Annotated in this window: 18 protein-coding genes; 13 read left to right on the top strand and 5 right to left on the bottom strand. The window is 43.6% G+C overall.

Going from position 1 to position 19,406, the window contains the following annotated elements; genetic code table 11:
* Positions 1-111 precede the first annotated feature (111 nt).
* Together ABZM97_RS08180 and ABZM97_RS08185 are read right to left on the bottom strand one after the other, a co-directional pair.
* Complete coding sequence (locus ABZM97_RS08180; RefSeq protein ID WP_087992179.1) at positions 112-321, bottom strand: YlaI family protein; 210 nt, start codon at positions 319-321, stop codon at positions 112-114.
* A 95-nt stretch (positions 322-416) separates the two neighbouring features.
* The gene (locus ABZM97_RS08185) at positions 417-1,034 is read right to left on the bottom strand and encodes a YhcN/YlaJ family sporulation lipoprotein (protein WP_087992178.1); all 618 of its coding nucleotides are present in this window, start codon (positions 1,032-1,034) and stop codon (positions 417-419) included.
* A 154-nt stretch (positions 1,035-1,188) separates the two neighbouring features.
* On the opposite strand from ABZM97_RS08185, the gene ABZM97_RS08190 reads away from it, so the two are divergent.
* Entirely contained in the window at positions 1,189-2,517 is a 1,329-nt protein-coding gene (locus ABZM97_RS08190) for a PhoH family protein (protein WP_087992177.1), read from the top strand.
* A 2-nt stretch (positions 2,518-2,519) separates the two neighbouring features.
* Here the strand turns inward: ABZM97_RS08190 and ABZM97_RS08195 are convergent, their stop codons facing one another.
* Positions 2,520-3,005, bottom strand: a complete 486-nt coding sequence (locus ABZM97_RS08195; protein ID WP_087992176.1) for a hypothetical protein — start codon at positions 3,003-3,005, stop codon at positions 2,520-2,522.
* 103 nt (positions 3,006-3,108) lie between these two features.
* On the opposite strand from ABZM97_RS08195, the gene glsA reads away from it, so the two are divergent.
* From glsA to ABZM97_RS08220, 5 genes are all read left to right on the top strand, one after another.
* Positions 3,109-4,038 (top strand): glutaminase A, encoded by a 930-nt coding sequence (gene glsA, locus ABZM97_RS08200; protein ID WP_087992175.1) that lies wholly within the window; start codon positions 3,109-3,111, stop codon positions 4,036-4,038.
* 97 nt (positions 4,039-4,135) lie between these two features.
* Positions 4,136-4,417 carry a YlaN family protein gene (locus tag ABZM97_RS08205; protein WP_003221339.1) on the top strand — a complete coding sequence of 94 codons (282 nt, stop codon included), beginning with the start codon at positions 4,136-4,138 and terminating at the stop codon, positions 4,415-4,417.
* Between the two features lie 205 nt (positions 4,418-4,622).
* Positions 4,623-5,834 (top strand): FtsW/RodA/SpoVE family cell cycle protein, encoded by a 1,212-nt coding sequence (locus ABZM97_RS08210; RefSeq protein WP_087992173.1) that lies wholly within the window; start codon positions 4,623-4,625, stop codon positions 5,832-5,834.
* Positions 5,835-5,908: 74 nt separating this feature from the next.
* Complete coding sequence (gene pyc, locus ABZM97_RS08215; protein ID WP_367387381.1) at positions 5,909-9,355, top strand: pyruvate carboxylase; 3,447 nt, start codon at positions 5,909-5,911, stop codon at positions 9,353-9,355.
* Between the two features lie 64 nt (positions 9,356-9,419).
* A complete protein-coding gene (locus tag ABZM97_RS08220; RefSeq protein WP_253269068.1) occupies positions 9,420-10,853 on the top strand; it encodes a deoxyribodipyrimidine photo-lyase in 1,434 nt (477 codons plus the stop codon).
* Positions 10,854-10,890: 37 nt separating this feature from the next.
* On the opposite strand, the gene ctaA is transcribed toward ABZM97_RS08220, so the two are convergent.
* Entirely contained in the window at positions 10,891-11,811 is a 921-nt protein-coding gene (ctaA, locus tag ABZM97_RS08225) for a heme A synthase CtaA (RefSeq protein WP_087992171.1), read from the bottom strand.
* Between the two features lie 353 nt (positions 11,812-12,164).
* On the opposite strand from ctaA, the gene cyoE reads away from it, so the two are divergent.
* From cyoE to ctaG, 6 genes are all read left to right on the top strand, one after another.
* Positions 12,165-13,082 carry a heme o synthase gene (gene cyoE, locus ABZM97_RS08230; protein ID WP_039073848.1) on the top strand — a complete coding sequence of 306 codons (918 nt, stop codon included), beginning with the start codon at positions 12,165-12,167 and terminating at the stop codon, positions 13,080-13,082.
* Between the two features lie 239 nt (positions 13,083-13,321).
* The gene (gene coxB, locus ABZM97_RS08235; RefSeq protein WP_087992170.1) at positions 13,322-14,392 is read left to right on the top strand and encodes a cytochrome c oxidase subunit II; all 1,071 of its coding nucleotides are present in this window, start codon (positions 13,322-13,324) and stop codon (positions 14,390-14,392) included.
* 32 nt (positions 14,393-14,424) lie between these two features.
* On the top strand, positions 14,425-16,293 hold the full coding sequence (gene ctaD / locus ABZM97_RS08240; protein WP_087992169.1) for a cytochrome c oxidase subunit I: 1,869 nt from the start codon (positions 14,425-14,427) through the stop codon (positions 16,291-16,293).
* Positions 16,293-16,916, top strand: a complete 624-nt coding sequence (ctaE, locus tag ABZM97_RS08245; RefSeq protein ID WP_003221354.1) for a cytochrome c oxidase subunit III — start codon at positions 16,293-16,295, stop codon at positions 16,914-16,916. The genes ctaD and ctaE overlap by 1 nt, the downstream gene beginning before the upstream one ends.
* Positions 16,917-16,918: 2 nt before the next feature.
* Positions 16,919-17,251 (top strand): cytochrome c oxidase subunit IVB, encoded by a 333-nt coding sequence (ctaF, locus tag ABZM97_RS08250; RefSeq protein WP_087992168.1) that lies wholly within the window; start codon positions 16,919-16,921, stop codon positions 17,249-17,251.
* A gap of 26 nt (positions 17,252-17,277) precedes the next feature.
* The gene (gene ctaG, locus ABZM97_RS08255) at positions 17,278-18,171 is read left to right on the top strand and encodes a cytochrome c oxidase assembly factor CtaG (RefSeq protein WP_253269070.1); all 894 of its coding nucleotides are present in this window, start codon (positions 17,278-17,280) and stop codon (positions 18,169-18,171) included.
* A gap of 237 nt (positions 18,172-18,408) precedes the next feature.
* On the opposite strand, the gene ABZM97_RS08260 is transcribed toward ctaG, so the two are convergent.
* Positions 18,409-18,771, bottom strand: a complete 363-nt coding sequence (locus ABZM97_RS08260) for a YugN family protein (protein WP_087992166.1) — start codon at positions 18,769-18,771, stop codon at positions 18,409-18,411.
* A 140-nt stretch (positions 18,772-18,911) separates the two neighbouring features.
* Between ABZM97_RS08260 and ABZM97_RS08265 the strand changes: the two genes are divergently transcribed.
* Positions 18,912-19,358: a CBS domain-containing protein gene (locus tag ABZM97_RS08265; protein WP_087992165.1), complete on the top strand. Its 447-nt coding sequence runs from the start codon at positions 18,912-18,914 to the stop codon at positions 19,356-19,358.
* Positions 19,359-19,406: the final 48 nt, after the last annotated feature.

A 19,406-nucleotide genomic window follows, 5' to 3' on the forward strand; every position in this document is an offset into this window, starting at 1 on the left:
GGAATTCGTGAGCACCGACGCACAGGCCTGACAACGAATGCGAGGGTTTGTCGACACGCTGACTCAGCTGAGAAGCTGAGTCTTTTTGTTCTGTATGGTAAAGCTGCCGCTTTATTTTTTGACTTTTTCTTTCTTCTGCTGTCCCGGGTGAAAAGAGAATTTTCCCGTTTTCAGCCGTTCTTCTGTTTTTTGGGTAATCCGATCGTGGCATTCCTGGCACATATATGTATGGATCGGGCGGTTTCGAAGCCGTTTCGCGATCAGGGTATCATCATCAATTGTTTCAATTTTATCGCAAATAGAACATTGGACCCTCATCATATCACCTCTTTCACTAACATGTATTATAGCACGGATCAGAAGCTGTCCAAAATAAGAAAAAGCTAAAGCGCAAGGCTATAGCTTTTTCATGATTATTATTTTTTCATATGATGATCAGATTGATCGTTTTGCTCCTGTTCCAATTCCTGCTGCTGCTTTTTGTTTAATTGGTCATTTTGCTGCTTTGTTTGTGGCTCATCTTCATCGTCAATCACATCGTTAGGCACTTCCGGAAGCACTCGGCCGACAATTGCAGCCAATTCATCTAATATGCCTGTCACCGGCCGGCCTTCACTGATTTCTCTGCTCATTTCATTCAGGCGGCTGACCGTATCCGGGTCAGCAATGACAACTGCGTTGGCACCGTGTCGATCATCTTTCAGAGCCTGTGCTACAGAATATTTAATGGTTTCCACTTTGCTTCTGTCCAAATTATCATCGACATCAATCCCTACAACGGCATAACCTCCCAGCACAACGGCTGTTGCATCCTTAACATCGGGGATTTTTTCAGCAACGCTGACAAGATGCTTCGCAATATCCGCTCTTGTCCCATTGTCTTTTGTCTCCTGAGTTGTGTCCTTTACGTGAATCGGTTTGGTTTCCTGCTGCCTTGTTGATTCTTTTTCAACATTCTGATCCTGGTTTCCTTGTTGGTAGGCACATGCGGACAGGATAAGCGTCAGCTGTATCATAATGAAAAGAATTCGCACTTGCGGGTTCCCTCCTTGAAATGCATTCATTAATTTTATTGTTGAATTAACCTTCTATCTTTATTCACAAAAACATATATTTTAGCAGGCATTCACCTTTTTTATCGTAAGAGAAGCAGGAAGAACTTTGACCTTTATATCAGGAGGCTGAGACTTGAGTAAAATTTATGTGTTAGATACGAATGTGTTATTACAGGATCCTAACGCGATATTTTCTTTTGAAGAAAATGAGGTTGTCATCCCTGCTGTTGTATTAGAAGAAGTTGATTCGAAAAAAAGGTATATGGACGAAGTTGGGAGGAATGCAAGGCACGTATCTAAGCTGATCGATGCTTTAAGGCAAAAGGGAAGGCTGCATGAGCAGGTCCCGCTCGACACCGGCGGTACACTGAGAATTGAACTGAATCATCGTTCGTTTCACCAGCTCCAAGAGATCTTTATTGAAAAAACGAACGATAATCGTATATTGGCTGTTGCGAAAAATTTAAGCCTCGAGGAAGAAACGAAGGAAGAGGGCAGGCCGGTTATCCTCGTCAGCAAGGATGTATTGGTCAGGGTGAAAGCGGACGCGATCGGACTGCATGCTGAAGATTTCTTAAATGACCGGGTTGTGGACAATGATGAAATGTACAACGGCTATAAGGATTTATATATCAGCCAACAGCTGTTCAGCTCTTTTTATGGGAAAAATCAAATTACAGTAAATGAAATGAAACAGCACACATTTTATCCGAATCAATTCGCATTAATGAAAGATGAGCTGGGAGGGTCCTCTTCAGCCGTCGGAATGGCGGATAAAACAGGCACGGTCTTAAAAAGGCTTGTTTTTGATGATGAACATGTATGGGGAATCAGGCCAAAAAATGTACAGCAGACAATGGCATTAGAGCTTTTGCTGCGTGAAGATATTCCGCTCGTCACCCTAATCGGAAAAGCAGGAACCGGCAAAACGCTTTTAGCATTGGCGGCGGGGCTATTACAGACAGAAGACTTGGGAATATATAAAAAATTGATCGTCGCAAGGCCGATTGTTCCTGTTGGCAAGGATATTGGATATTTGCCCGGCGAAAAAGAGGAAAAGCTAAAGCCTTGGATGCAGCCGATTTTTGACAACTTAGAGTTTCTGTTTAATGCGAAAAAACCGGGGGAGCTTGAGGCCATTCTGGCGGGTATTGGCTCAATTCAGGTGGAAGCACTGACTTATATCAGGGGGAGAAGCATTCCGGATCAATTTATTATTATTGATGAGGCCCAAAATTTGACCAGGCATGAGGTGAAAACGCTGCTGACGAGAGTCGGTGAGGGCAGTAAAATTGTCTTAATGGGCGATCCAGAACAAATTGATCACCCATATTTAGACAGTCTGAACAATGGTTTAGCCTACGTGGTTGAACGATTTAAAGGACAACCCATCTCAGGCAGCGTGAAGCTGTTAAAAGGCGAGAGATCGGGTCTCGCCCAGCTTGCCGCTGACTTGCTGTAAGCTTACATGATTTCAATTTCTTTTATATCGGTGATCGGCTGATCGTGATCAACTGGATCTTCAAAATAAATATGAACGGGGCCGCCTTCTTGGATTGGCTTGCCTGCCTCACTGAAATGGACAATACTGTTCAGTGCGGTTTCCAGAGGAACGGCGGTCTTTTTCGAACTTGTGACAAATACGCATTGTGTCGCGGAGCTGAGAGGCTCAGCGTTTTTCAGGACAGTCCCAAGTTTCATGGCAAAACTGCCGTTCATCAGTTTTTGCTTCTCGTATTGTTTTTCCGTCTTTAATGTCGGCGGTGCAATCCGGCCCTCTCTGATCACGCGTTCAGGGTCAAGCGCGGATTCATCCCCGACTGATTGTAAATGTATGTCTTGACTGTCCCCTTTGCGTTCAAACGAAAATTTGCGATCATCAAAAATCCATACGCTCGGATCGATGGTGATCGGATATGTAACCTTGCCTTTTACTTGTATAACACTCATGGTTATGACCCCCTTCTCCCAAAATTATAAAAGTTTTCGCATGAATTGTCACTTTGTGTACAAATTATGTGTATTGAAATGCTCAGGGAGCGAGGGTGGTTGCATGGTATGCCGGCATAATGACGAGCTTGAAACCTTAGTGAACGAAGCGAAAAAGATGACGGACAAGGGGGAGGTAGCCAGTTATATTCCTGCCTTGGCAAAAGCTGATCAACACGATCTGTCAGTGGCGATTTATTATTCCAATACTACTTGTCTGTCAGCGGGTGACGTGGAAAAAACATTTACGCTTCAAAGTATATCGAAAGTGCTCTCGCTTGCTTTGGTATTAATGGAATACGGTAAGGAGAAGGTCTTCAGCTATGTCGGACAGGAGCCGACTGGTGATCCGTTTAATTCAATTATCAAGCTTGAAACAGTGAATCCGAGCAAGCCGTTAAACCCTATGATCAATGCCGGGGCATTGGTAGTGACCAGCTTGATTAAAGGGAAAACGGTAAAAGAGAGACTTGATTATTTACTTTCTTTTATCAGAAAGCTGACAAACAACCAACAGATTACATACTGCCGGGAAGTGGCTGAATCCGAATACAGCACGTCGATGATTAATCGGGCAATGTGTTATTATATGAAACAGTACAGGATTTTTGAAGATGATGTAGAAGCGGTAATGGATTTATACACGAAGCAATGTGCGATTGAAATGAACAGTCTGGACTTGGCGAAAATCGGATCTGTATTTGCGCTGAACGGCAGACACCCCGAGACTGGGGAGCAAGTTATCTCAAAAGATGTTGCGAGAATTTGCAAAACATTTATGGTGACGTGCGGAATGTACAATGCAAGCGGCGAATTTGCAATTAAGGTCGGAATTCCTGCGAAAAGCGGCGTATCCGGAGGGATTATGGGCATTTCGCCATACGATTTCGGGATTGGTATTTTTGGCCCGGCATTGGACGAAAAAGGGAACAGCATTGCGGGTGTGAAGCTTTTGGAAATCATGTCTGAAATGTACAAACTGAGTATTTTTTAATTTATGTCATCTGCTTAAATCCTCTTGCATTTTCTGCTGATACCCTTTATGATAAATAGAAGAATTAGGTACTCGCCTGGGGAACGGAGGGATACTTTTGGCTTCAGAGATGATAGTTGACCATCGGCAAAAAGCTTTTGAGCTCTTAAAAGTTGACGCTGAGAAGATTTTGAAGCTGATCCGAGTACAAATGGATAACTTAACGATGCCTCAATGTCCTCTATATGAAGAGGTATTAGATACTCAAATGTTCGGGCTTTCGAGGGAAATCGATTTTGCTGTCCGCCTGGGATTGGTTGATGAAAAAGACGGTAAAGACCTTTTATACACATTGGAGCGCGAATTGTCTGCTTTGCATGACGCGTTTACAGGTAAATAAATGATAAAACTCAAACTTGTTAACAGTTTGGGTTTTTTTATAACCGCACATTTTCTCCTACCTTCTCGGAGACGGTCTTTTTTTACACATTCCTTCCGAATCGTATAGAGATTCTTCATCTCGTTTGATAAATTGTAGTAAAATAAAAAAGATCAATACATAAAAACCATAGATAATGGAAGTTGGAAGCAGGGAAGAGGATGTTATGTTAAAAAAAATGCTGAAATCTTATGATTACTCACTGATATTCGCAATTGTTTTATTATGCGGATTCGGTTTAGTGATGGTATACAGTTCAAGTATGATTACGGCTGTTTCTCGTTATAACGTAAGCAGTAATTTTTTCTTCATGAGGCAGCTGTTTGCTTTATTTGCGGGTGGCGCTCTTTTTATTCTCATGGCTTTGTTTCCTTACAAAGCACTGGCTCACCAAAAGTTTCAGAAGGGAATGCTGCTTGTTTCTGTTTTTGCGCTCATTTCGCTGTTCGTATTCGGACATGTTGCCGGAAACGCGCAAAGCTGGTTTAAAATTGGCGGACTGAGCATGCAGCCGGGCGAATTTGTCAAGCTAGTGGTCATATTGTACCTTGCAGCCGTATACGCCAAAAAACAAAGCTATATTGATCATCTGTTAACGGGAGTTGCGCCTCCGGTGGTGATGACAATCATTCTTTGCGGTTTGATCGCTATGCAGCCTGACTTCGGAACTGCGGCGATTATCGGATTAATTGCGGCTTGCATGATTTTGTGTTCCGGTTTCAGCGGGAAGACTCTGGCAAGGCTTATTTTACTGGGGGGGATTGTTTTACTCTTGGTCAGTCCGATTATTTATTTAAACAAGGATAAAATCCTGTCAGAAAAGCGTTTAGATCGTTTTGAGAGCCTTGAAGATCCGTTTAAATATGCGGATTCATCCGGCCTGCAAGTGATTAATTCCTATTATGCAATCGGATCAGGCGGTATTTTCGGTATGGGACTAGGTGAAAGTATTCAAAAATACGGTTATCTTCCTGAATCGCATACTGACTTTATTATGGCTGTCATTGCCGAAGAACTTGGTATTTTTGGGGTATTGTTTGTGATTATTCTATTGGGGTTTATCGTCATAAAAGGCTTTTATATAGCCAGAAAGTGCGAGGACCCGTTTGGAAGTCTTCTAGCGATCGGTATTTCAAGCATGATCGCCATCCAATCGTTTGTTAACCTTGGCGGTGTCAGCGGATTAATTCCCATTACAGGAGTTACGCTGCCGTTTATCAGTTACGGGGGGTCTTCTTTAGTGCTGCTGCTGGCGAGTATGGGAATATTAGCCAATATCAGTATGTTTGTGAAATATTCAGAGAATAAGAAAAAGAAAGAGCCCGTGGCGTCAAAGGGAATGAAGAAGAAACAGCTTGAAAAAACTGTTTATCTGTAAAAAACAAGTGTGTACATGGGAAGGATATTCCTTTATGATAGATTATATTCCATTTCGGGTAAGGGGGAAAAAGTTTGTCACAGCAATCTATACAAAAAGTGTTAGTAGCAAACAGGGGAGAAATTGCAATCCGTATATTCCGTGCTTGTACAGAATTAAATATTCGTACAGTTGCGGTCTATTCAAAAGAAGATTCCGGTTCCTATCATCGTTATAAAGCAGATGAAGCGTACCTGGTTGGCGAAGGAAAAAAACCGATTGATGCTTACCTGGATATTGAGGGTATCATTGATATTGCGAAAAGAAACAAAGTGGATGCAATCCATCCGGGATACGGTTTCTTATCTGAGAATATACATTTCGCCAAACGCTGTGAAGAAGAAGGCATTGTGTTCATCGGTCCTACTTCTGAACATTTAAATATGTTTGGTGATAAGGTGAAAGCGCGTGAACAGGCAGAAAAAGCCGGAATTCCTGTAATCCCGGGAAGCGATGGTCCTGCAGAAACGCTTGAAGCCGTCGAACAATTCGGACAAACGCACGGTTATCCGATGATTATTAAAGCTTCTCTTGGCGGCGGCGGACGCGGCATGAGAATTGTCAGAAGTGAAAGTGAAGTAAAAGAAGCATATGATCGTGCAAAATCAGAGGCAAAAGCAGCCTTTGGCAATGACGAAGTATATGTAGAGAAACTGATTGAAAACCCTAAGCACATTGAAGTTCAAGTCATTGGAGACAAGCAGGGCAACGTGGTTCATCTTTTTGAAAGGGATTGTTCTGTTCAAAGACGCCATCAAAAAGTAATCGAAGTAGCGCCGAGTGTCTCGCTGTCACCTGAGTTGAGAGATCAAATTTGCGAAGCGGCAGTTGCGCTTGCCAAAAATGTGGATTATATAAACGCCGGCACGGTTGAGTTCCTTGTTGCGAACAACGAGTTCTATTTCATTGAAGTAAACCCGCGCGTTCAAGTTGAACATACAATTACAGAAATGATTACCGGTGTCGATATTGTCCAAACACAGATCCTTGTTGCCCAGGGGCACAGTCTTCACAGCAAAAAAGTAAATATTCCACATCAAAAGGACATTTCTACAATCGGTTATGCAATTCAGTCACGGGTAACGACTGAAGATCCGCAGAATGATTTCATGCCCGATACAGGAAAAATTATGGCTTACCGCTCTGGCGGCGGCTTTGGTGTCCGGCTAGACACCGGAAACAGCTTCCAAGGCGCCGTAATTACCCCGTATTACGATTCACTTCTCGTTAAGCTTTCAACTTGGGCTTTAACATTTGAACAGGCGGCGGCCAAAATGGTCCGAAACCTTCAGGAGTTTAGAATCAGGGGCATTAAAACAAATATTCCGTTCCTTGAGAACGTTGCAAAACATGATAAATTCCTGACAGGACAATATGATACTTCCTTCATTGATACAACACCTGAGCTGTTTATTTTCCCTAAACAGAAAGACCGCGGCACGAAAATGCTCACGTACATCGGCAATGTGACAGTGAACGGGTTCCCTGGAATCGGGAAAAAAGAAAAACCGGCGTTTGACAAGCCGATACATGTAAAAGCAGACGTTGATCAGGAGCCTGCCAGAGGAACAAAGCAAATCCTTGATGAAAAAGGCGCTGAAGGTCTTGCGAAATGGGTGAAGGAACAGAAATCTGTCCTTTTAACTGATACAACATTCAGGGATGCACACCAATCCTTATTGGCAACGAGATTCAGATCACATGATTTGAAAAAAATCGCGAATCCGACGGCTGCTTTATGGCCTGAGCTATTTAGCATGGAAATGTGGGGAGGCGCGACCTTCGATGTAGCCTACCGATTCCTGAAAGAAGATCCGTGGAAGCGTCTGGAGGACCTTCGAAAGGAAGTGCCGAATACCTTATTCCAGATGCTGCTTCGTTCATCAAACGCAGTCGGCTATACGAATTATCCGGACAATGTGATTAAAGAATTTGTGAAGCAATCCGCTCAATCCGGTATTGATGTGTTCCGTATATTCGATAGCTTAAACTGGGTAAAAGGGATGACATTAGCTATTGATGCGGTTCGTGATACCGGCAAAGTGGCAGAAGCCGCGATTTGTTACACGGGAGATATCCTTGATAAGAACCGTACGAAATATGATCTTGCTTATTATACGTCGATGGCGAAGGAGCTTGAGGCGGCCGGAGCCCATATTCTCGGAATTAAAGATATGGCGGGGCTGTTAAAACCGCAGGCTGCATATGAACTCGTTTCTGCATTGAAGGAGACGATCAATATTCCGGTTCACCTGCATACGCATGATACGAGCGGAAACGGTATTTATATGTATGCGAAAGCCGTTGAAGCAGGCGTTGATATCATAGACGTGGCGGTCAGCTCAATGGCGGGTTTAACGTCTCAGCCTAGTGCGAGTGGATTTTATCATGCGATGGAAGGCCACGCCCGTCGCCCGGAAATGAATGTCCAAGGTGTTGAAATGCTGTCCCAATATTGGGAGTCAGTGCGTAAATACTATAGCGAATTTGAAAGCGGAATGAAGTCGCCGCATACTGAAATATATGAACACGAAATGCCTGGAGGCCAATACAGCAACCTGCAGCAGCAGGCGAAGGGAGTAGGCCTGGGTGACCGCTGGAATGAAGTCAAAGAAATGTACAGACGCGTCAACGATATGTTCGGCGATGTCGTGAAGGTCACGCCTTCCTCAAAAGTCGTCGGAGATATGGCGCTCTACATGGTACAAAACAACTTGACTGAAAAGGACGTGTACGAAAAAGGCGAATCATTGGATTTCCCTGATTCAGTTGTTGAGCTATTCAAAGGAAATATCGGCCAGCCTCATGGCGGATTCCCGCAAAAACTCCAAAAACTGATCTTAAAAGGGCAGGAGCCAATTACGGTCAGACCTGGAGAACTGCTTGAGCCGGTATCATTTGAAGCGATCAAACAGGAATTTAAAGAGCAGCATAACTTGGAGATTTCAGATCAAGATGCTATTGCGTATGCCCTTTATCCTAAAGTCTTCTCTGATTATGTGAAAACGGCAGAAAGCTATGGAGACATTTCGGTATTAGATACACCGACATTCTTCTATGGCATGACATTGGGTGAAGAAATAGAAGTGGAAATTGAGCGCGGAAAAACGCTGATCGTTAAGCTGATTTCAATCGGCGAGCCTCAGCCTGATGCCACTCGCGTCCTTTATTTCGAACTGAACGGGCAGCCGCGTGAAGTTGTCATTAAAGATGAAAGCATTAAGTCTTCCGTTCAGGAAAAGCTGAAAGCGGACCGGACAAACCCAACCCACATCGCAGCCTCCATGCCTGGAACGGTTATTAAGGTATTGACTGAGGCAGGTGCAAAAGTCAATAAAGGTGATCACTTAATGATTAATGAAGCGATGAAAATGGAAACAACGGTTCAGGCGCCTTTCTCAGGAACAATCAAGCAGGTTCATGTGAAAAATGGCGAGCCGATCCAAACGGGAGATCTGCTTATCGAAATTGAAAAAGCATAATAAACCGGAGTGTATATCATTTGATATACACTCTTGTTTTTTAGAAAAAAGCGGAGTGAAACAAATGAAAGTTGTCATTGTGTGGTTTAGAAGAGATTTAAGGCTTGAAGACAATACAGCACTGTCAAAAGCTATTTCCTATTCAAAACAAAAACAGGCTGGTCTGCTTCCGATCTTTCAGATCGATCCTCACTTTGTAGATATGAAGTATGATATGAGTCACGAATATTTTTTTAAGACACTCTCTGTTTTTACAAATGAAGCGCGACAAAAGGGACTCTATCTGCACATCTTTTATCTTGAAGCGATACATATGTTTCGCAGGCTGATGGATGCATATGAAATTGATGCGGTTTTTTATAATCAGGATGACGCAGGATACGGAGCGCAGAGGGATCATGAAGTATCAGCGTTTTTAAGAAAAAACGGGATTTATCCTTCGCCATGGACAGATGCACATATTCACGGTGCGGACGACATCGTGAAACAAGATGGCAGTATGTATAAGGTGTTTACGCCATATTTTAGATCATGGTCAAAGGCTGAAAAGCCGAAAATGATGGAGATCGATCCTCATTTTTTATGTTCAACGCAGATGATTAGAAATCAGTCGTTATCTAATCAGGGCGAACGGGTGCTGGAACATCTTGTGCAGTCCAGCAAAAGACACTGGGTGCATGTTGATGCCTCCATTGCAAAAGAGGCTCTCTTCCGATTTATAGATGAAAAGCTGTCAATGTACCATAAAAATAGAGACATGCCTTTTGCAAATAGCACCAGCAAGCTGTCCCGGTTTCTAAAAACCGGCGTCTTGTCACCGCGTATGGTATATTATGCAGTACTGCAGCATGAGTCGCCGCAAGGAGCGAAGGACGTTTTTATCAAGGAGCTGGCTTGGCGCGACTTTTACAACATGGTATACGCCGCTCATCCGCACATGGCTGAGACGGAAATTGATGAGAGGTTCCGCAACATCAGCTGGAATCATGATCACAAGCTGTTTCAAGCGTGGTGTGAAGGGCGCACTGGTTTTCCGATCGTTGATGCGGGGATGAGGCAGCTTAACAAAGAAGGCTGGATGCATAACCGGCTTCGCATGATCACTGCTTCTTTTCTCGTTAAGGAGTTTTTAATCGATTGGCGTCTCGGGGAAGCATATTTTGCTGATAAATTAATTGATTACGATCCTGCATCTAACATTGGCGGGTGGCAGTGGGCTGCTTCTGTCGGGACGGATGCTGTACCGTACTTCAGGATATTTAATCCTGTCATCCAATCTAAGAAGTTTGATCCGGATGGGCTGTTTATTAAGAGATACATTCCCGAATTGAAACATATTCCGGATGAATTTCTTCACGAGCCATGGAAAATGACGCCCCAAATTGAAGGGAGTTCATCCTGCATCATCGGCGAGGATTATCCGAATCCGCTCATTGATCATCAAGTTCAGCGGAGGCTGGCCATTGAAACATATGAAACGGCAAAAAATATGACATAAAAAAGACCGAAGCACTGGAAGCTTTGGTCTAAAATCTTTATGATTGTCTGGATTCATAACGGAACCGTGCAATCAATAATATGAAGTAGCATAGAACGCCAAACAGGCAGGCAATAAAGAACGAGTGGGCAAGAGCAAAGCCCAGAGCCAGTTCAGTATACACGATCATAATACCGGACAGTGCCTGTAATGTAATAAAAATAAGACATGAGATCCAGCCCCAAAAGATCTGCTTTTGATCTTTATAGGAAGTAATAGCATGAACAGCGGCCACAATAATCCATACAAACAAGAGCAATGCTGCTGTTCTGTGGCCCATTTGCACCCATTCAGGGAATTGAGTCGGAAGTCCATTGTTCAGCGGACTGCATAGCGGCACATCAGGACATGCCAGACTTGATTCTGTATGCCTTACATATGCGCCTGTATACACAACGATATAGGTATATATTAATATTCCTATCATGTGAAATTGCATTCTTTTGCCGATTTTAAGCGGTTTAACCAGTTTTCTAACTGATTTGTCAGCTTCAAATATAAGCAACGTCAAAATAAGCACTGAAGCGAAAGATATCAATGAGATGCCGAAGTGAAGCGCCATAATCAGCGCGTTTGAACCGAATACGACAGCCAATGCGCCAAGCAGTGCCTGTAGAAATAAAAAGATAATAGACATGATCGCGAGAAACGTTGTTTCACGGAAAATCGGCGTGATTTTTCTCCATGACCAAAACGCAAGGCTTAACACAAGGATAATAGAAATCCCGCTTGCGAATCTGTGGCTCCATTCAATAATTGAAGCCGGGTTCAATTCAGGGAAAAAACGGCCGTGACACAGCGGCCACTGTCTGCCGCATCCTTGGCCGGAACCTGTTTTTGTAACGAGGGCTCCCCCGATTAAAACAATAAGCATGACAAATGTTGTCAGAACACCGAGAGCTTTTAATGCTTTATTCATTTAATATTCACCTTCTTAACATACTGCTGCGATTTTATATACGTTCCAAGTGTAAGCGAATATGTGTTTTGAGGCAATTCTTAGAGCCTTTTGTTCACAAAAATATAATAGAATGGCGGCTTCCGAAAAATGTACACTTGATTATTCATGCCGGGTCTGATAGAAATAAGGTAAACGCACTGCCGATTTCGCGATTGCCTTTATCTTTGGTAAAATTCATAAAAAGTTCACAAATAAATTCCTGTTTGTCGTTTAATATTTAATAGGATGTTTTTTTACAAGATGTTATCTTGTATGATAGAGTTGCAGGTTTTTTATTGTCCTGCGTTAGGTTTGTAAGGGAGGTTTACGTTATGGCTAACTCCAGAATCATAAATGATACAGCTATAGACGGACAAATTGAAGAAACAACGGCATGGAAAGATTTTCTGTCCCTTATTAAAATAGGGATCGTCAATTCCAATCTCATCACGACTTTTACTGGAATGTGGCTTGCACTGCATATTTCCGGTTTGAGTTTTTTAGGCAATATAAACACCGTTCTTCTTACATTAATCGGGTCATCTCTGATTATTGCGGGCTCTTGCGCGATCAATAACTGGTATGACCGGGATATCGATCATCTGATGGAGCGCACGAAAGTAAGACCGACGGTTACGGGTAAAATTCAACCGAATCAGGCGTTATGGTCCGGAATTTTGCTGGTTGCTTTAGGATTGATCATGCTGCTGATGACAACTGTCATGGCTGCTGTTATCGGTTTTATCGGAGTCTTTACGTATGTTGTATTGTACACAATGTGGACGAAACGCCGCTATACGATTAACACAGTAGTAGGAAGTGTTTCCGGCGCTGTTCCGCCACTTATTGGATGGACGGCAGTGGAAGGGCATATCGGTGTCGTGGCATGGGTATTATTCATGATTTTATTTATTTGGCAGATCCCTCATTTTTTAGCATTGGCTATTAAGAAAACTGAGGATTACAGAGCTGCAAATATTCCGATGCTTCCTGTCGTATACGGATTTGAAGTGACAAAAAGACAAATTATTGTGTGGGTTGCGTGCCTGATGCCACTTCCGTTTTTCCTTGGAAGCTTGGGCCTGCCGATTGTCATTCTCGGCTTGCTGTTAAATATCGGCTGGCTGATTCTCGGCTTGATGGGCCTCCGCACCAAAAATATCATGAAGTGGGCAACGCAGATGTTCATTTACTCGCTCAATTACATGACAATCTATTTCGTTGCCATGGTTGTCTTGACTCTTTTTTAAAAAATAGATACATTGCTTGTTTTATCGCTTCAAAATAATCGATGACAACTAGTAAATGCCGCCTTGACCTTTTGTTTAATCAGGCGGCTTTACTTTTATACATAGATGGCATTTTGAGTCAAAAAACTCATATTTTAAGAGAAGTGGAAATGTAAGTGCTTTATTGGTGATAGGCTGGATTGCGACGAATTTCGATCTGCTCTCCGCCTTTGTATTGACCAGAAAAGGGGTTGGGTGAAATGGTAAAGCATTGGCGTCTTATTTCATTATTAGCCTTAGTGCCGCTTCTATTAAGCGGATGTGGAAAACCTTTTTTATCCACGCTCAAGCCTGCTGGCGAGGTGGCTGATAAACAGTATGACCTGACAGTGCTCAGTACATTGATTATGGTGGTTGTTGTTGCAGTAGTATCTGTTATCTTCTTTTATGTGATTGTGAGATTCAGAAGATCACGGGTCGGTGAGAATACGATACCGAAACAGGTAGAGGGGAACAAATTTTTAGAAATCACATGGACCGTGATCCCGATTTTGCTGCTCATTATTCTTGTGATCCCTGTCGTACTATATACGCTAGAGCTAGCAGATACATCACCAATGGATAAGAAAAGCCGCAAAGCTGAGGATGCTCTTGTAGTCAATGTCCGGGCAAATTTATATTGGTGGGAGTTTGAATACCCTGATTACGGGATTATCACAAGTCAGGAGCTGATTGTGCCGACAGACCAGCGTGTGTATTTTAATTTAAAAGCCTCAGATGTAAAACATTCCTTCTGGATTCCTTCAGTTGGAGGAAAACTTGATACGAATACGGATAATGAAAATAAGTTTTTCCTGACATTTGATTCAAAACGAAGCAAAGAGGCAGGAGATATGTTTTTTGGAAAGTGTGCAGAGCTTTGCGGCCCTTCACACGCGCTGATGGATTTTAAGGTAAAGACGATGTCTGCAAAAGAATTTCAGGGCTGGACAAAAGAAATGAAAAACTATAAGTCTACAGCAGAGAGTGATTTGGCTAAGCAGGGCGAAGAACTCTTTAAAGAGAAGAACTGCCTGAGCTGCCATGCGGTCGAGCCGAATGATAAGCGGGCAGAAGCAGCAAGAACGGCCCCCAACTTAGCGACCTTCGGTGAAAGGGCAAAAGTGGCAGGGGTGAAAGACGCTAACGAAGAAAATGTGAAGGATTGGCTGAAGGATCCTGAGAGCATAAAACCGGGGAACAAAATGACTGGAACATATCCGAAGCTCTCAGACAGTGAAACAGATGCGCTTTATGAATACTTAAAAGGCTTAAAAACGGAAAGCAAGTAGGAAAGAAAGGGAGATATTAGGGGAGGTCGCATATGTTGAACACGCTTACAGAAAAGCGGGCGCGCGGATCTATACTTTGGGATTATTTGACGACGGTGGACCATAAAAAAATCGCGGTTCTTTACTTAATCGCCGGGGGATTCTTCTTTCTTGTCGGCGGAATTGAAGCGATGTTTATCAGAATTCAGCTTGCAAAGCCGGAAAATGCTTTTCTCAGTGCTCAAGCGTACAATGAAGTCATGACAATGCACGGGACGACGATGATCTTTCTGGCTGCGATGCCGCTTTTATTTGCCTTGATGAATGCGGTCGTGCCTTTGCAGATTGGGGCTCGTGACGTTTCGTTTCCATTTTTAAACTCACTCGGTTTTTGGCTCTTCTTTTTCGGGGGCATCTTCTTAAATCTAAGCTGGTTTTTGGGCGGAGCGCCAGATGCGGGCTGGACGTCATATGCCTCACTTTCGCTTCATTCTGAAGGGCACGGCATAGACTTTTTCGTCCTCGGACTGCAAATATCGGGGCTCGGGACGCTGATAGCCGGGATTAACTTTTTGGCCACGATTATTAACATGAGGGCGCCCGGCATGACGTACATGAGGCTGCCTTTGTTTACATGGACGACATTTGTGGCTTCGGCATTGATTTTGTTTGCATTTCCGCCGCTTACAGCCGGATTGGCTCTGATGATGCTGGATCGGCTGTTCGGCACCAATTTCTTTAATCCAGAGCTTGGCGGGAATACGGTCATTTGGGAGCATTTGTTTTGGATCTTTGGCCACCCGGAGGTTTATATCTTGATTTTGCCTGCATTCGGTATTTTTTCAGAGGTCATTCCTGTGTTCGCCAGAAAGCGTTTGTTTGGGTATTCATCAATGGTTTTTGCCATCGTGCTCATTGGCTTTCTAGGTTTTATGGTTTGGGTACATCACATGTTTACGACAGGTCTCGGACCGATTGCAAATGCGATTTTTGCGGTTGCCACAATGGCTATCGCGATTCCGACCGGGATTAAAATTTTCAACTGGCTTTTGACGATTTGGGGAGGAAATGTAAAGTATACGACCGCTATGCTGTATGCCGTCTCATTTATACCGTCCTTTGTGCTCGGCGGTGTAACTGGAGTCATGCTGGCAGCGGCTGCTGCTGATTATCAGTTCCATGATACGTATTTTGTGGTGGCGCATTTCCACTACGTCATTATTGGCGGTGTGGTATTCGGCCTTTTAGCGGGTGTGCATTTCTGGTGGCCGAAAATGTTCGGTAAAATTCTGCATGAGACGATGGGGAAAATTTCATTTGTATTGTTTTTTATCGGCTTTCACCTTACGTTTTTCATTCAGCATTTTGTCGGTTTAATGGGTATGCCGCGCCGGGTTTATACGTTCTTACCAGGCCAGGGTCTTGAAACCGGCAACTTGATCAGTACAATCGGGGCGTTTTTTATGGCGGCAGCAGTTATTCTTCTGCTGGTCAATGTCATCTGGACATCGGTAAAAGGAGAATATGTCGGAGCCGATCCATGGCAGGACGGACGTACGCTTGAATGGACTGTTTCTTCACCGCCGCCTGAGTATAATTTTAAACAGCTTCCTTTTGTCAGAGGGCTTGATCCGCTTTGGATTGAGAAGCAGGCAGGACACAGCTCAATGACGCCGGCTGAACCGGTTGATGATATTCATATGCCGAACGGCTCAATCCTGCCGCTCATTATTTCTTTCGGCCTCTTTGTCGCAGCGTTCGGGCTGATGTACAGAACCGATCACGCTTGGGGGCTGCCGGTGATCTTTATCGGACTCGGTATCACATTTATTACGATGCTGCTTCGCTCAGTCATTGATGATCACGGCTATCATATTCATAAAGAAGAACTGCCGAACGATGATAAAGGGGTGAAGGCATAATGCAAATTGAAGAAAAATTCACCGCAGAAACCTTTCCAGCTTCTCCCGAAAAAGTAACACTGGAAGGGAAAAATAAATTTTTAGGCTTTTGGCTTTTCCTTGGAGGAGAGACAGTTCTGTTCGCGTCTCTCTTCGCAACGTTTCTCGCACTCCGGAATTCAAACGCCGGTGACCCGCCTACGACGGAAATGTTTGATGTGACGCTTGTGTTTATCGCCACAATGCTTTTATTAACAAGCAGTTTAACGAGTGTGTACGCGATGTACCACATGAAGAACTTTTCCTTCGGCAAAATGCAGCTTTGGCTGGGAATTACGATCTTATTGGGGGCGGGATTTTTAGGGCTGGAAATCTATGAGTTTAAGCATTACACCCATGAGTTTGGCTTTACCATCACAAGCTCTGCACTCGGTTCCGCGTTTTACACGCTCGTCGGTACACACGGCGCTCACGTGGCATTTGGGCTTATGTGGATCAGCACGCTGATGATACGCAATGCCAAAAGGGGACTGAACCTGTATACGGCGCCTAAGTTTTATGTTGCCAGTCTGTATTGGCACTTTATTGATGTCGTGTGGGTCTTTATCTTTACCGTTGTATATTTAATGGGGATGGTGGGATAAACATGGTCGGTAAAAAAAGCAGGGGGCATATCAACAGCGATCTTGAATTTAAGAAAAAGAAGCATGCTCAGGAGATGAAATATCAGGTTCTGTCTTTTGGCTTAATGATTGGACTAACGATTGTTGCCTTTCTGACTGTGGCAACGGACGGTGTCGCCAGCTGGTTTACGATTCCTTTCATTATTCTGCTTGCTGCGATTCAAGTCATCTTCCAACTGTATTATTTCATGCATATGAATCAAAAAGGGCATGAGGCGCCGGCACTGTTTTTGTATTCAGGCATGTTTGTCGCGTTCATCACTGTGCTTGCGTTTGTCACAATTATATGGTGGTAATGTGAACAGCCGCCGGAGGTGAAGTAATGAGTCAGTTAGACGTGTTTGGGTTTCGCGCGATGTGGAGCCCTTATCTTTTTTGTATCCTGTTGGGTATTACGGTGCTTTATCTCTATTTTTACTGGCGAATGTTTTCAAAGCCAGAACGGATAACAGGTAAAGAGATGGTGTGCTTTCTATCGGCGATGCTGTTTTTATATGCAGCAGAGGGGAGTCCGGTAGATCTGCTCGGCCATATTATGTTCAGCGCTCATATGGTGCAAATGGCTGTCCTGTATTTGGTCGTCCCGCCATTATTAATTGCGGGAATTCCTGCATGGCTTTGGGAAAAAATCATTTTCAAGCCCGCCATTAAACCGGTTTTTTCATTCTTTTCGACACCTTTAATTGCTTTGCTTTTGTTTAACGGCATTTTTTCGTTATATCATGTTCCGCTTATATTTGATACTGTCAAAACGGATCCGTTTTATCATACATTAATGACTTGGCTCATCTTTGTACTGGCGTTTTTGATGTGGTGGCCGCTTGTTCATAAGGTAGAGCGTCTCCCGCAGCTCAGCGGCTTGATGAAGCTGGGATATATTATGGCGGACGGTATGCTGCTCACGCCTGCTTGCGCGCTGATCATGTTCAGCGGCGCGCCGTTATACGGGACCTATACAGACCCGTCTGCGTGGGCTGAGGCAATGAAGCTTTGTGTGCCTGCGGATATGATGGGACAGGTCCCATTAACAGGACCGGAGATGTTCAATACACTCCCTTTGTTGGAGGATCAGCAACTCGGAGCAGTCATGATGAAAATCATCCAGGAAATTGTGTACGGCACTTTTTTGGCGCTTGTTTTTTTTCAATGGGTGAAGAAAGAAAGAGAAAAGGACGGGCAGGAGGAACCGCCGTATATTCAACAGACGATATCATAAAAGGTACAGCTGAAGATGCTGTACCTTTTCAGCGTGTCGACAAACCCACGCATTCGTTGTCAAGTCTGCGCGTTGGAACTCACGAATGAAAACATTCGCTCCGCTCCAATGCTCTCCTTTTCTAGACTTCAAGGGTTTTCAATCACGCTGAAAAGATGACAAAATGCTAAAATCAAAACCGTTTTGCATTTTGTCAACCAATCTGAAAGGAACAGCAGAAGATGCTGTTCCTTTTCATTACATTTGAACTGTTTTTAACATGTCGGATATGTCCTGAATCAGTGCCTTGCTTTTTGTTACAACCTGTACGGGAAACTCTTCCGTTTCTCCATATTCTACTCCGTGCGGGTAGTAATGCTTACCTAAGAGAGGGGGCATTAATTGAATCACGGCGCGGCCGCTTCCAACATCGCCCTCAGCCGCAATGCCTGGTATCCGCAGGTAAAACGTACCCTCAATCGTCGAAAACTTTCTGTCATAGGTGACTCTTTCGTAATCCCATTGACCCGCTCTGATGAGACCTTTGCTTTCCATCAAGTCGTCTAGCCAGCTGAGCTCAGCCTTTACTCCTTCAAGCCCGCTTTCAGTAAACTTCAACACTGACCCCTCCTTATAAAAATTACCTTTCCTGACAATCATAGTATGAAAGCGTTAAACTTTCAATGAATCTTCTTCTTTTGAAAGTATGCAAAAAATAAATTTTGACGAAAATAGCACTAGACTAAAGGAGGGCTATACGGATGACAAAAATAAAAGATCTGATGACAGCCGACTTGCAATATTGCACGGTATTAGATAATGTATATGAAGCTGCAGTAAAGATGAAGGACGCGAATATAGGTGCGGTTCCGGTAGTAGATGAGGATGGAGAAACCCTCGTTGGCATCGTGACCGACCGGGATCTCGTGTTAAGAGGAATCGCTATAAAAAAACCGAATTCGCAAAAAATCACTGACGCGATGACCGAAAAACCTGTCAGTGTGGAGGAAGATGCTTCAGTCGATGAGGTTCTTCATTTGATGGCATCACATCAGCTCAGAAGGATACCCGTTACAAAAAACAAAAAGCTGACTGGAATCGTCACGCTTGGTGATCTTTCTTTATCTGAGCAAACGAATGAACGTGCCGGCAGCGCCTTATCGGATATTTCCGAGGGTGATGACAGAGAAGAAGGCTTTTTTCATTAACACATAAATCTTTGACATGTTAAATAGGCTGTATTGTAATGAGATGTA

It is taken from the genome of Bacillus vallismortis, from assembly GCF_040784915.1.
Classification (GTDB): domain Bacteria; phylum Bacillota; class Bacilli; order Bacillales; family Bacillaceae; genus Bacillus; species Bacillus subtilis_G.

Bases quoted from the DNA above. Each gene is read 5' to 3' on its own strand.
- ABZM97_RS08180 (WP_087992179.1), bottom strand. From the start codon at position 321: ATGATGAGGGTCCAATGTTCTATTTGCGATAAAATTGAAACAATTGAT.
- ABZM97_RS08195 (WP_087992176.1), bottom strand. From the start codon at position 3,005: ATGAGTGTTATACAAGTAAAAGGCAAGGTTACATATCCGATCACCATC.
- glsA (WP_087992175.1), top strand. From the start codon at position 3,109: ATGGTATGCCGGCATAATGACGAGCTTGAAACCTTAGTGAACGAAGCG.
- ABZM97_RS08210 (WP_087992173.1), top strand. From the start codon at position 4,623: ATGTTAAAAAAAATGCTGAAATCTTATGATTACTCACTGATATTCGCA.
- ABZM97_RS08220 (WP_253269068.1), top strand. From the start codon at position 9,420: ATGAAAGTTGTCATTGTGTGGTTTAGAAGAGATTTAAGGCTTGAAGAC.
- ctaA (WP_087992171.1), bottom strand. From the start codon at position 11,811: ATGAATAAAGCATTAAAAGCTCTCGGTGTTCTGACAACATTTGTCATG.
- cyoE (WP_039073848.1), top strand. From the start codon at position 12,165: ATGGCTAACTCCAGAATCATAAATGATACAGCTATAGACGGACAAATT.
- coxB (WP_087992170.1), top strand. From the start codon at position 13,322: ATGGTAAAGCATTGGCGTCTTATTTCATTATTAGCCTTAGTGCCGCTT.
- ctaD (WP_087992169.1), top strand. From the start codon at position 14,425: ATGTTGAACACGCTTACAGAAAAGCGGGCGCGCGGATCTATACTTTGG.
- ctaE (WP_003221354.1), top strand. From the start codon at position 16,293: ATGCAAATTGAAGAAAAATTCACCGCAGAAACCTTTCCAGCTTCTCCC.
- ctaF (WP_087992168.1), top strand. From the start codon at position 16,919: ATGGTCGGTAAAAAAAGCAGGGGGCATATCAACAGCGATCTTGAATTT.
- ctaG (WP_253269070.1), top strand. From the start codon at position 17,278: ATGAGTCAGTTAGACGTGTTTGGGTTTCGCGCGATGTGGAGCCCTTAT.
- ABZM97_RS08265 (WP_087992165.1), top strand. From the start codon at position 18,912: ATGACAAAAATAAAAGATCTGATGACAGCCGACTTGCAATATTGCACG.